The sequence below is a fragment of the Oceanobacillus sp. FSL K6-0118 genome (genome assembly GCF_038006665.1).
In the GTDB taxonomy this organism is placed as follows: domain Bacteria; phylum Bacillota; class Bacilli; order Bacillales; family Amphibacillaceae; genus Oceanobacillus; species Oceanobacillus caeni.
Map to the genome: position 1 here is coordinate 1,243,603 of NZ_JBBOVR010000001.1, position 13,055 is coordinate 1,256,657.

Annotated in this window: 10 protein-coding genes; 9 read left to right on the plus strand and 1 reads right to left on the minus strand. The window is 37.0% G+C overall.

Going from position 1 to position 13,055, the window contains the following annotated elements:
* Positions 1–147: 147 nt before the first annotated feature.
* The gene (locus tag MHI02_RS06485; RefSeq protein WP_341165772.1) at positions 148–600 is read left to right on the plus strand and encodes a nucleoside deaminase; all 453 of its coding nucleotides are present in this window, start codon (positions 148–150) and stop codon (positions 598–600) included.
* A gap of 256 nt (positions 601–856) precedes the next feature.
* Here MHI02_RS06485 and MHI02_RS06490 read toward each other — a convergent pair whose 3' ends face one another.
* Complete coding sequence (locus MHI02_RS06490) at positions 857–1,699, minus strand: aldo/keto reductase (protein WP_341165773.1); 843 nt, start codon at positions 1,697–1,699, stop codon at positions 857–859.
* Positions 1,700–1,921: 222 nt separating this feature from the next.
* Here MHI02_RS06490 and MHI02_RS06495 point away from each other — a divergent pair, with 222 nt between their 5' ends.
* The 8 genes from MHI02_RS06495 to MHI02_RS06530 all read left to right on the plus strand — a co-directional run bounded on the left by MHI02_RS06495 (position 1,922) and on the right by MHI02_RS06530 (position 13,043).
* A complete protein-coding gene (locus tag MHI02_RS06495) occupies positions 1,922–3,331 on the plus strand; it encodes an ISLre2 family transposase (protein ID WP_047183902.1) in 1,410 nt (469 codons plus the stop codon).
* Positions 3,332–3,576: 245 nt separating this feature from the next.
* Entirely contained in the window at positions 3,577–5,844 is a 2,268-nt protein-coding gene (locus MHI02_RS06500) for a YhgE/Pip domain-containing protein (protein WP_204798423.1), read from the plus strand.
* A 141-nt stretch (positions 5,845–5,985) separates the two neighbouring features.
* Positions 5,986–6,711, plus strand: a complete 726-nt coding sequence (locus MHI02_RS06505; RefSeq protein ID WP_047184243.1) for a GntR family transcriptional regulator — start codon at positions 5,986–5,988, stop codon at positions 6,709–6,711.
* Between the two features lie 233 nt (positions 6,712–6,944).
* Complete coding sequence (locus MHI02_RS06510; protein WP_257456898.1) at positions 6,945–8,141, plus strand: NupC/NupG family nucleoside CNT transporter; 1,197 nt, start codon at positions 6,945–6,947, stop codon at positions 8,139–8,141.
* A 61-nt stretch (positions 8,142–8,202) separates the two neighbouring features.
* Positions 8,203–9,507 (plus strand): pyrimidine-nucleoside phosphorylase, encoded by a 1,305-nt coding sequence (locus tag MHI02_RS06515; protein ID WP_204798422.1) that lies wholly within the window; start codon positions 8,203–8,205, stop codon positions 9,505–9,507.
* A gap of 134 nt (positions 9,508–9,641) precedes the next feature.
* Positions 9,642–10,826 carry a phosphopentomutase gene (gene deoB / locus MHI02_RS06520; RefSeq protein WP_257456901.1) on the plus strand — a complete coding sequence of 395 codons (1,185 nt, stop codon included), beginning with the start codon at positions 9,642–9,644 and terminating at the stop codon, positions 10,824–10,826.
* 6 nt (positions 10,827–10,832) lie between these two features.
* Positions 10,833–11,648 (plus strand): purine-nucleoside phosphorylase, encoded by an 816-nt coding sequence (locus MHI02_RS06525; protein WP_257456903.1) that lies wholly within the window; start codon positions 10,833–10,835, stop codon positions 11,646–11,648.
* 96 nt (positions 11,649–11,744) lie between these two features.
* On the plus strand, positions 11,745–13,043 hold the full coding sequence (locus MHI02_RS06530; RefSeq protein WP_047184248.1) for an NCS2 family permease: 1,299 nt from the start codon (positions 11,745–11,747) through the stop codon (positions 13,041–13,043).
* Positions 13,044–13,055 lie beyond the last annotated feature (12 nt).

Here is a 13,055-nt window from a genome sequence, read left to right on the forward strand (position 1 = left end):
CTAAGCTTGATTCTTCGGAAGCAAGATTTAAAATAAGATTGGAAACTTCTTTTTCTTAAGGCTAATGCCTTACGAATAAGTTGCTTTCTTTTATAAATGGATTTTAGTAGTTTATTAATAAGGAATGAATACAAGGGAGGGTTTAGTATGGATAAATTTATGAAGCGAGCAGTGGAGTTAGCACTTCAAAATGTAGAAGAAGGTGGACAGCCTTTTGGTGCAGTCCTTGTAAAAAATGAAAAAGTGATTGCTGAAGGAGTCAATGAATTACACAAAAGACATGATGTGAGTGGACATGCAGAGTTACTTGCGATTAGAAGGGCGCAAGAGAAGTATCAGGTAAATGATTTGTCAGGGTTTACGATGTACGCAAGTGGGGAGCCCTGTTCGATGTGCTTAACAGCGATGTATTTTGCCGGAATTGAAAAGATTTATTATTGTCAATCCGTTGATGATGCGATGGCAGTTGGATTAGGAAAATCTAGTTTCATTTATAATGAATTAAAGAAACCAAAGGAAAACAGAGAAATAAAAATGATACAGGTTCCACTAAAAGAAGCTCAAGAAAACCCGATGAAAAATTGGAAAGCAAAACAATAAATAGGAGAGGGAAGGTTAGGCGTTGATACACCTGTCCTTACTTCTTCGCCATAAGCACAATATAGATATTCGCCAATCTAATACCGAGTGCCAAGTTGAATCGAACAACTTTTATCCACTTAAATGGGCAGTAAGACTCCCACTTCAAACTTCTTAAGAAGGTAGGTAGGAGTCTTACTGCCCATAAAGATCCGATATGTGGGGGATGAAGGAAAACCCCCACTGATGGTTAGTCTTCTTTATAAAAAGCTATTGCTTAAAACTCTTCGTAAACGGCTGGGTCCTGATTTTTAAGTCTTCCATCCGCACGTGTTAACTGTAAGATGATGTTCATTTCATCATCATCTAAAGAGAAGTCAAATATGCTAATATTTTCAAGTTGTCGTTCTGGTGATGAAGATTTTGGAATGGAAACTGCTCCAAGTTGATAATGCCAGCGTAAGATAATTTGTGAAACGGTTTTAGAATGGTTGTCGGCAATTTTTCGCAATGTTTCATTACTGAAAACATCATTTGCGCGTGCTAATGGACTCCATGATTCCGTTACGATTCCGTGTTGTTCGTGCCATTTTCTTTGTTCTTCTTGATTGAAAAATGGATGTAACTCAATTTGATTGATGCTTGGCTTCACGCCAGTTTCTTTTTCAAGTCGTTCAAGATGTTCTGGTAAGAAGTTACAAACGCCAATCGAACGAATAAGTCCCCATTTCTTGGCATCGATTAGTGCCTGCCATGCTTCTACATAAACATCTTGTTTGGGATTTGGCCAATGAATTAAATATAAATCGTAATAATCTAGATTTGCTCGATATAGAGATTCTTGAATAGTAGTGACAGCTTTTTGGTATGAATGATAACGACCTGGTAGCTTTGAAGTGATTCGTAGATCTTGTCTTGGAACAGAGCTCCTCCGAACTGCTTCTCCAACGGTACCTTCGTTTTCATAATTATAGGCTGTATCAATTAAGCGATAACCGATATTTATCGCACTTGAAATGGTAGCGGCCCCATCACTCCCATTAAGCTTATACGTACCAAATCCAATAGATGGTATCGTCATTCCATCATTTAAAGTTATTTCTGGTATGGACAAACTCATACATGAACACCCCTCTTTTTTATTGTAATCACTATAAATAGATTATCACCTCCCACATTATCATGACAATTATTTTGCAGGATATAGAAATATTATAGTAGAAAAGCGTCCTATGTGTAAAATAGTTCTCGGGGATTTGAAACAAAATTCTAGAAAAAAAAGAAAAGGCGCTCTATCATAAATGTATGCTGACCGGCAAATACATTTGAAAGAGGCCTTTTCATGAATACAATTATATCAAAAATCAGCGAATTATTAAAGGATACAAATGATTTAATTGACTTTGAGGAACATGTTCAAATTTATGTATATGATCTCCTTACTAAACTGATGGGGAGCGTATTTACACAACTTAATCAAACGATAAAAAGAAGAATGCAAAGTAAGGGTTGGACGGTTGAACGAGAAGATGAAAAGACAATTCAGTTTATCTTTGGGGCAGTTCGTTTTACGCATACATTAATGCACGATATCAATGGGAAAGCGCATTATCCTTTTGATGAGTGGGTTGGATTTAGAAAATATCAGCGACATAGTCCTTTAGTTGAAGTAAAAGTGGCGGAGTTGGCTAGTGAGAGTACGTACCGAGAAACTGCACGCATATTAAGTGAATGGACTGCCGTGAATCTTAGTCATACGACAGTGGGAAGTATGGTGAAGCGTGTAGGAAAAGCACAAGCGCAAGCTGATGAAGAATTGTTAGCTGAATTAGAGGAAGCTGCCTATTTACCAAAGGGGAAAGAATTGGAATTTTTATTTGCCGAGGCAGATGGTGTATTTGTGCGTGGGACTAAGGAAAAAACAAGTCATGAAGTACATCATGCAGTGATCCATGAAGGTTGGATTAAAAATGGAAAGCGCGTATCCCTAAAGAATCCACAAGTTATTATGACAACCAAACCAACAAATGATTTTTGGAAAGAAGTCCAGGCGTTTACAGCTAGTCATTATTCCTTAGAAAATACACAAGTTGTCACCAATAGTGATGGTGGTCCCGGTTATACGGCAGAACGTTTTCAAGAGGCTTTCTCACAGTCTAGTTATCCTGTTTTAAATCAATTGGATTCCTTTCACATTTCTAAAGCACTGAATCGAACTTTTGGAGTTAAAAAGAGCGAGTTTAAAGAAGGTGTACAAAAGGCAATCAAAGAACACGAACTGGATGATTTCATACGTTGGATGGATACATTGGAGAGCACTTTAGAAACGGATAAGCAGTTAGAAAAGGCCGAGGATTTTCGTAGATATATTGGCGGTAATTGGGATCGAATTTTTGATTGGAGAGAAAAAGTTGAGAATCCACCAAAAGAGGCAAGGGGCATGGGTGCAATGGAATCCAACCAACGACATATTTCATTCCGAATGAAAAAGCGTGGAATGCATTGGAGTTTAGAAGGTAGTGAGGCAATGGTGAAGATCAAACAAGGGATTCTAAATAAAACATTACGATCCGTCTATTTGAGAGACCAAAGGCGAAGTGTAAGAAAACAACGAGACGTGAAAAAAGTGGTTCGTATGACTGAATTTCTACGCCAGGAAACCCAGCCGTCAATTGGAGCAAAACAAGGTAAAATAAGCCTAAATACAGCTCATTCATCAGCTATTGGACAGTTAATAAAAAGTTTTAGATAACACCCTGATTTTTAGGTAAGGTTCTTGGTTTTTAGAACGTTACCTAAAAATTGGGGACAGCAAGCGACAAGGGTCGCGCGGTAGCCGAAAAAGTGTACAAAAATAGAGTGCCGGAAATATTGGTGTGAAAGACACACCGAGAAAAACTTGACACATACAAAAGCGTCACAGAATTTGTGAAAGTAAATGTGCGTTGCTATAATTGTATAAGTTTTAGGGGAAAATAACGAAAAAGGAAGATAGATATGAAGGCTATTTGGAAGATATTTATAACGGACTTGAAAAATATTGGTACAAACTGGGTTGCTATGGTTCTTATCGGGGGATTAATCATTTTACCTTCACTTTATGCTTGGTTTAATATAGCAGCATCATGGGATCCATATGGCAATACCGATCAAATTCCAATTGGTATTGTGAATGAAGACGAAGGCGCAACGGTTCGTGATCAAGAAATTCATGCTGGTGATGAAGTAGTCAAATCGTTGAAAGAAAATCGCTCACTGGATTGGAAGTTTGTTGACCGCGAAAAAGCCATGGATAAGTTGGAATATGGGGATTATTTTGCAGTCATTGTGATACCAAAAAACTTTTCAGAAAGTCTTGGTACAGTTATTAGTGACCAACCAGAAAAAGCAGACGTAGAGTATTATGTAAATGAAAAGATTAATGCCATTGCACCTAAAATTACGGAAAAAGGTGCAAGTGCCATAGTAGAGCAGGTAACTAGTAATTTTATTTCTACAGTAAATGAAATTATCTTTGAAATATTCAATGATTTAGGAGTTGAAATTGAGAAAAATCTTCCTGATATAGAGAAATTTGAAGATTATCTATTCACATTGGAAAAAAACTTGCCAGAAATCCATGATAAATTGAATCAAACGTCAGAAGATGCAAATAGCGCAGGTGATTTAATCAATAAGGCTCAAGATGTGTTACCAAGAGCAAAAGAGGTAACATCAAGTGGGCTTAAAACGATTGATAATACGACAAACTTTTTGAATCAAGCTGAGGATCGCTTGAATAAAATCTCTCCACAAATTGATAAGGATTTAGAAAAAATTCAAAAGATGGTATCAGACACCAATTCATTTGTTCATGAAATCGATACATCCTCTATCGAATTTGGTGAGGAAAAGCAAATAAGTGATTCCATAAATAGCCAAATTGAAAAGACATTGCAATCGATTGGTACGATAAAGGGAGCACTTAAACAGGTGCAAGAGCAGAATATTTCCAATGCACCATCAAATGAACAGGAAAATCAGCCTGATGAAGGAGAAAATGAAGAAGAAAACGAAAATGAAACGGAAAAAGAAACGGAAAACAATATTCAGGTGAATCCTAATCAAGAAACGATTAACAAAGCGATCAGTGAATTAGAAAACATGGAGCAACAATTAACCAACTTGCAAACACAGGGAAGTGAAATCAAATCCTTAGCAGAAAAAAGAAAAGGGCAAGTAGAAGAAGCTTTTTCATCCATAAAGGAACGTGCGGAAACGGTTAATGAACGTGTGGATGCTTTTGTTAAAGAATATAAGGAAACGATTGAACCGACTGTAAGAAATGAAGTAGCAAGTGCAAAACAAACACTAACAGAAGCGAGAGAAATTTTAGTTGGTATTCAGTCAACGATTCCTGAAGTGGAAAGTATCTTAAACCGAACAGAAGGTAATTTGGGGGATGGAAAAGAAACCTTGAATAAGGTTCTTGGAGAATTTCCTTATATAAATGATAAGGTAAATGAATTAGCGAATCGAATACGAAATATACAAAAGGATACCGATATTAACGAAATTATTCAGCTCCTCCAAAACAACCCAGAAGCTGAAAAGGGATTTTTTGCGGAACCTGTTGTACTTAATCAACATAAAGTTTTCCCTATAGAGAATTACGGAACTGGTATGACCCCATTTTATACCGTATTATCTCTGTGGGTAGGTGGTTTGCTATTAATTTCATTAATGTCAACAGAAATCCATGGTCCACAGGCGGAAAATTATACAGAAAGACAAATTTACTTTGGTAGATTACTTACATTTCTGAGCATAGGACTTTTCCAAACGTTAATTGTAACTTTGGGAGATCTCTATCTCCTAGATGTAAATATAAAAGAACCACTTTGGTTTATCCTGTTTGGAATATTATGTAGCGCTGTGTTTGTTACGATGGTGTATACAGTAGTTTCCGTTTTCGGTGATGTAGGAAAAGCAATCGCCATTATCATGTTAGTACTACAAATTGCTGGATCAGGTGGAACATATCCGGTTGTATTACTTCCTAAATTCTTCCAAGTGATTAGCCCATTCTTACCATTTACGTATGCTGTGGGAATTATGAGAGAAGCTGTAGGTGGAATTGTTTGGGAGAAAGTAGCTCATGATGTAGTATTTCTTGTTATATTCGCGATACTCGCCCTAATATTAGGAGGAGTACTTAAAAATGCAATCAATAAGACGACACATGTGTTAGGTGAAAAAGCTAGAGAATCTGGACTCTTTCACTAAAGAAAAAAGTCAATGGTGATAAAAAATCATCATTGGCTTTTTTTACATTTAAAAGTCTAACAAAATCTAGAAGTGCCACTAATCAGCTTGACGCGTTTTATAAAAAATGTAAAATGAGAAACATAAAAGGAGTGGGAAGGTATGAACAACTATAATTTTCAAACACCACGTTATCTTGTGGTGATTGAACAAATAAAGGAAAAGATCAAAGAAGGAAAGCTCGAGGCAGGTGAACGTTTGCCTTCTGAAATGGAGTTGGCAAAGGAATTAGGTGTTTCGCGTAACACACTACGAGAAGCTTTACGGATTCTAGAAGAGGAAAATATCATTATCCGTAAGCATGGGGTTGGGACGTTTGTGAATAATAAACCCATATTCTCCGGTGGAATAGAGGAGTTATTTAGCATTACAGATATGATAGAAAGACAAGGGAAAAAGTCTGGAACAGAAATTCTTTTTACGGGTTATGTTGATCCACATGGCGATGACATTAAGGAATTAAACTTGGAGAAAAATGAACAAGTATTTTTAGTTAAGCGAGTTCGAACAGCGGATGAGATACCGCTAGTTTATTGTATTGATAAAATTCCAGCGAATTTACTTGAAAAAGGGTATAAATTAAACCAGGAGTCAATACTATTATCGCTAGAAGAAGTAGGGATCACGATTAGTTATGCAAAAGCAGAAATAAAAACAATGAGCTATAATGAGGAAATCTCTGATATTATGAATTGTGATCAAGACACACCACTCTTAATTTTGCGTCAAATTCATTATGATTTAGATCATAGACCAGTTCTTTACTCCATTAACTTCTTTAATTCTAATCAAATATCATTTAATGTATTGCGCAAACGTAACATTTAGGGAAAAAAATCTAGTTAAAGAATAACCAAAGAAATGTCAGAAAGAATTTTTAATCGTAAAATCCACAACAATATTCGACAATATTTTAAAAAACAATTGACTTGTTGGACGTCTAACCTTACAATGGAATTGTAATCAATATGAAAGGGATTACAGTGTAGGTTTTATGTTGGACGTTCTATCTATTTTAGGAAAAAATAAAATATCCAATAATCGAAAGAGGAGAGTGTTATATGAATATCCTGTGGGGTATCATGGGAGTGGTTGTTGTTTTAGGAATAGCCTTTCTTTTTTCCAATAAAAAGAAAGCGATTAAACCGAGAACCATAATTGGTGGTTTAGTTATTCAAGTTGCATTTGCATTTATTGTATTAAAATGGGAAGCGGGAAAGGAAGGCCTTCAATGGTTTACGTTAAGGGTTCAAGATGTTATTAATTTTGCTAATGAAGGAATTAGCTTTTTATTTGGATCATTAGCGGATAGTGATCAGTTTGGCTCTATATTTGCTTTTCACGTATTACCAATTATTATTTTCTTTTCAGCATTAATTTCTGTTTTATATTATCTTGGTATTATGCAATGGTTTATTAAAATTATTGGTGGTGCACTATCTAAATTACTAGGAACAAGTAAGACCGAATCCATGTCGGCTGCAGCTAATATTTTTGTTGGGCAAACAGAGGCGCCACTTGTAATAAGACCATTTTTAGAGAAAATGACAAAATCTGAGTTATTTGCTGTCATGACTGGTGGACTGGCATCTGTTGCTGGTTCAGTATTGGTAGGATATTCTTTATTAGGAGTACCACTAGAGTATTTACTTGCTGCAAGTTTCATGGCGGCACCAGCAGGATTGATTATGGCGAAAGTGATGATGCCGGAAACAGAAGAAGCAAAGATTTCGGATGATATTCAATTGGAAAAAGATACAGAAACAGTCAATGTCATTGATGCAGCTGCAAAAGGTGCGTCGGACGGTCTGAAATTGGCATTGAATGTAGGTGCTATGTTATTAGCATTCATTGCACTTATTGCCCTAATTAATGGGATTTTAGGGATCTTCGGTGGAATTACGCTAGAACAAATTTTAGGATTTTTATTTGCTCCAATTGCTTTTGCTGTAGGTGTACCATGGTCAGAAGCAATACAAGCTGGAGGTTTTATTGGGCAAAAATTGGTAGTTAATGAATTTGTAGCTTATGCCTCCTTTGCGCCAGAAATTGGAGTATTATCAGATAAAACGACACTTGTTGTAAGTTTCGCTTTATGTGGATTTGCAAACTTGAGCTCCATGGCAATCCTATTAGGGGGATTAGGTGGTATGGCACCAAGTCGTAGAAATGATATTGCTAAAATGGGATTGAAAGCAGTATTGGCCGGAGCATTGGCCTCCCTACTAAGTGCAGCAATAGCAGGTATGTTCTTTTAAATAAATATAAATCCGAAAAAATTTGAGAAACATCGATAGCCTGAAGGAAAGGGTGACTATGATGAGAATGATAGATATTATTGAGAAAAAACGTGATGGACATTCGTTAACGAAGGAAGAGATCGATTTTGCGGTTCAGGGTTATACAAAAGGGGATATACCGGATTATCAAATGTCCGCATTAGCAATGGCTATCTTTTATCAAGATATGACTCCAGAAGAACGAGTCCATTTAACGATGGCAATGGTAGAGTCAGGAGATCAAATTGATTTATCTGATATTGACGGTATTAAAGTGGATAAACATAGTACGGGAGGGGTAGGTGATACAACAACACTTATCCTTGCACCACTTGTAGCTTCTATCGGTGTCCCTGTAGCCAAAATGTCTGGCCGCGGATTAGGACATACGGGCGGTACCATCGATAAACTGGAATCCATTAAAGGATTTCAAGTAGAAATGGATAGTAAAACATTTAATGAATTAGTTAACAAGAATAAGATTGCTGTTGTAGGTCAAAGTGGAAATTTAACTCCTGCAGATAAAAAACTATATGGACTTCGTGATGTAACAGCGACAGTAGATTCCATCCCACTCATTGCAAGTTCGATTATGAGTAAGAAAATAGCCTCAGGTGCCGATGCAATCGTACTTGATGTAAAAACAGGTTCAGGGGCTTTTATGAAAGATCTTGACAGTGCAAAGGAATTGGCAAAAGCTATGGTTGAGATTGGTAATGGGGCTGGTCGCAAAACCATTGCCGTTATTTCCGATATGAATCAACCATTAGGATTTGCCATCGGAAATGCCTTAGAAGTAAAAGAAGCCATTGATACGTTAAAAGGTAAAGGTCCGAAAGATTTGGAAGAGTTATGCTTAACATTAGGAAGCCGAATGGTTTGTCTAGGAGGAAAAGCAGAAACAGTAGAAGAAGCACGAGAAAAATTAGTGGATGCCATGGAATCTGGTAAAGCCATTGAAACATTTAAAACCTTTGTTGCAGCACAAGGTGGAGATCCATCGATTATCGATCAACCTGAAAAATTGCCAACCGCAGCCCACACATTTGAAGTGGAAGCTAAACAGGATGGATATATTTCAGAAATTATCGCGAACGAAATAGGAATCGCAGCAAGCCTTCTGGGCGCAGGTCGTGTGACAAAAGAATCTCAAATCGACTTGGCAGTAGGTCTTGTTTTAAATAAAAAAGTCGGGGATCAGGTTCGAAAAGGTGATTCACTAGTAACCATTTACAGTAATCGGGAAGATGTAGCGGAAGTAATTGGGAAAATATATGAATCCTATTCGATTTCGAGCGAACCGGTGGATAGCAATCCATTAGTATACGATGTTATTTCTGAATAATTATCCACATGCAGCAGATTTTTTAATTTTCTAAACCAGCTTAAAGGGGTCCAAAATTTTTGGACCCCTTCTATTGACCTTTAGAGGTTGGACGTCTTACAATAAAGCTAGATTATAAAGGAGGAACTAGAGGTATGAGTAAAACATCACCTTTTAAACGAGTATTCCTAATTGTCATGGATTCAGTCGGTATTGGAGAGTCCCCTGACGCAGAGAAGTACAATGATAAAGGAGCGGATACTTTAGGTCATATTGCAGAACATATGAATGGGTTAAACATGCAAAATATGGGTGCCCTTGGATTAAGTAATATTCGTGAATTAAAAGGCATAAAACCAGCAGATAAACCTCTTGCACATTATACAAAAATGCAGGAAGCCTCAGCAGGAAAAGATACGATGACAGGACACTGGGAAATTATGGGGCTTCAAATTGATACCCCTTTTAGAACTTTTCCCGATGGATTCCCGGATGCAATTATTAATAAGCTTGAGGAAAAGACCGGTCGAAAGGTTATTGGAAATAAACCAGCATCGGGAACGGCAATCTTAGATGAGTTAGGTGCAGAACATATGAAAACTGGAAGCCTAATCGTCTATACTTCAGCTGATTCAGTTTTACAAATTGCCGCTCATGAAGAGGTAGTTCCATTAGAAGAACTTTACGATATCTGTCAATATGCTCGTGAATTATTAAATGATCCCGAATATATGGTCGGACGTGTTATTGCTCGCCCATTTGTCGGAGAGCCAGGTCATTTTGAACGTACACCAAACCGACACGACTATGCTTTAAAACCGTTTGGTCGTACAGTTATGAATGAGTTAAAAGATGCGGATTATGATGTCATCGCAATTGGAAAAATCTCTGATATTTATGATGGCGAAGGGGTAACCAAGTCACTAAGAACAGTATCAAACATGGATGGTATGGATAAATTACTAGAAACAATGGACATGAATTTTACTGGATTAAGCTTTTTGAATTTAGTAGATTTTGATGCGAAATACGGCCATCGTCGTGATCCACAGGGTTATGGAAAAGCATTAGAAGAATATGATGCAAGATTACCCGAAGTATTGAGAAACCTAAAAGAAGACGACTTATTGATCATTACTGCAGACCATGGGAACGATCCTATCCATCACGGGACAGACCACACGAGAGAATATGTTCCATTACTTATACATCATAAAGGAGTTACGGAAGGAAAATCATTACCAATAAGAAATACGTTTGCGGATATTGGTGAGACCATTGCGGAAAATTTCCAAGTTAAAAGTCCACAACACGGAAAAAGCTTTTTGAACGAAATATGAAGGAGGATGGGTATGAGTAAAATCGAACGCGCAAAAACATTTATAGAAGAAAAAATTTCCTCAAAACCAAAAGTTGGCCTTATTTTAGGCTCAGGTTTAGGGGTATTGGCAGATGAAATAAACGATCCAGTAAAAATTAAATATGAAATGATTCCTGGATTTCCTGTATCGACAGTGGAAGGCCATGCTGGACAATTGGTGGTTGGAGAATTAAAAGGTCTTACGGTATTAGCCATGCAAGGACGTTTTCATTACTATGAAGGATATCCTTTAGTTGAGGTAACTTTCCCTGTTCGTGTAATGAAAGCCTTGGGTATTGAAACGCTTGTCGTAACGAATGCTGCTGGTGGTGTAAACCAAAGCTTTACTCCTGGGGATTTAATGTTAATTAATGACCATATTAATAATGTAGGAGCAAATCCATTAATCGGTCCAAATGACAGTAAATTAGGTGTACGTTTTCCTGATATGTCAACTGCTTATACACCTTCTTTACAGGAACTTGTACGTGAAGTTGCTAAGGATTTGAACATTACACTAAAAGAAGGAGTCTACGTTTGGAATAGTGGACCGAGCTATGAAACACCGGCAGAAGTACGTATGCTAGAAAAAGTCGGCGGAGACGCAGTTGGGATGTCAACAGTACCAGAAGTTATTGTTGCTCGTCACGCTGGAATGAACGTTATTGGTATTTCTTGTATTACGAACATGGCTGCAGGTATTTTAGACCAACCACTTAGCCATGAAGAGGTTATTGGAACTACAGAAAAAGCGAAGGAAGATTTTTTAAACTTAGTAAAAGGTGTAGTGGAACGTCTATAAATCGAATGGATTAAAAGGTAAATCATTTTTGGTCTTTTTAACAAATTGTAATAAAAGACTGGGTGGGTGAGGGAGATTAATAAAGAAGGAAGTAAAATGAAAGAAAAGATAAAAAACCTCACAAATCTTTCTGAAAAAGGAACCACGATGAAACAAGAGATTCTTGCTGGTTTCGTCTCATTTTTTACAATTGTATATATTATTGCTGTCAATTCAACTATTTTAGCAGATGCAGGTATACCAATGCAGGCTGCGGTTTGGGCAACTATCCTTACTTGTGTAGCGGGGTGTTTAATTATGGGGATATGGGGGAATTTGCCCCTTATCCTTGTCCCGGGTATGGGTGTCAATGCAATGTTCTCTTATACCTTTGTCCATTCCATGGGCCTAACATGGCAAGAAGCGCTGGCAGTAGTATTTATTGCTGGATTATTATTTGTTATCATTGCCTTTACCCCACTGTCCGATATACTCACCACCGCAATTCCTAGTTCGTTGAAGGATTCTATTAGTGTTGGTTTAGGATTATTTTTAGCCTTGCTTGGATTAGAAAAAAGTCAATTGGTTGTTAGAGGTGAACATTCTTTAATTAGTTTAGGCGACATAAGTAGTCCCACAGTGCTTGCGTTTATCCTAACGCTGATTCTTGCTGTTATTTTATTTTTACGAAATATTCCAGCCAACTTCTTAATCACTATTTTTGTTGGAACAATAATTGCTTGGATGTTCGGGCTTGTGGATATGAGTTCATTAAAGAACGGCTTTGGAAGTTCTTCTGGTGATTATGGATCTGTATTTGGTGCGATGTCATTTGGAAATATAGCATCCACCACGTTTTGGATTGCTGTGTTTTCCTTAACAATGGTACTTGTCTTTGAAAATATTGGATTGATTAGTGGACAGTTAGGACAGCTAAATCAACATGAAAAATATGGTAAAGCCTTTCGGGTTACCTCAATTTCTGCTGTTCTAAGCGGTATATTTGGTTCTAGTCCTACTGTTTCAACAGTGGAAACTGCAGCCGGAATTACTGCAGGAGGAAGGACGGGAATTACGTCTATTGTAACAGGCCTGTTATTTTTATTGTCGATTTTCTTTATTCCGTTTGTAACCATTATACCGAGTAGTGCAATTGCACCAATTCTAATTATTATTGGTGGTTTAATGCTACAAAATGTGAAAAGTATTAATTTCGATGATTTATCAGAAGTAATCCCAGCTTTTTTTATTATCATTATGATTCCTTTTACGTATAGTATTGCGGATGGAATCGCATTTGGATTTATTGCCTATCCAATTGCAAAATTAGTAGTTGGAAAAGCATCCCAAGTTTCCATCCCGCTATATATTATCTCAGGTTTATTTTTATTGAATTTCATATTGCACGGTGTCTAAAAGGATTAAGCC

Excerpts from the sequence above, each read along its gene's own strand:
- MHI02_RS06530 (WP_047184248.1), top strand. The coding sequence starts at position 11,745 with ATGAAAGAAAAGATAAAAAACCTCACAAATCTTTCTGAAAAAGGAACC.
- MHI02_RS06485 (WP_341165772.1), top strand. The coding sequence starts at position 148 with ATGGATAAATTTATGAAGCGAGCAGTGGAGTTAGCACTTCAAAATGTA.
- MHI02_RS06510 (WP_257456898.1), top strand. The coding sequence starts at position 6,945 with ATGAATATCCTGTGGGGTATCATGGGAGTGGTTGTTGTTTTAGGAATA.
- MHI02_RS06490 (WP_341165773.1), bottom strand. The coding sequence starts at position 1,699 with ATGAGTTTGTCCATACCAGAAATAACTTTAAATGATGGAATGACGATA.
- MHI02_RS06500 (WP_204798423.1), top strand. The coding sequence starts at position 3,577 with ATGAAGGCTATTTGGAAGATATTTATAACGGACTTGAAAAATATTGGT.
- MHI02_RS06525 (WP_257456903.1), top strand. The coding sequence starts at position 10,833 with ATGGGTATGAGTAAAATCGAACGCGCAAAAACATTTATAGAAGAAAAA.
- deoB (WP_257456901.1), top strand. The coding sequence starts at position 9,642 with ATGAGTAAAACATCACCTTTTAAACGAGTATTCCTAATTGTCATGGAT.
- MHI02_RS06515 (WP_204798422.1), top strand. The coding sequence starts at position 8,203 with ATGAGAATGATAGATATTATTGAGAAAAAACGTGATGGACATTCGTTA.
- MHI02_RS06505 (WP_047184243.1), top strand. The coding sequence starts at position 5,986 with ATGAACAACTATAATTTTCAAACACCACGTTATCTTGTGGTGATTGAA.
- MHI02_RS06495 (WP_047183902.1), top strand. The coding sequence starts at position 1,922 with ATGAATACAATTATATCAAAAATCAGCGAATTATTAAAGGATACAAAT.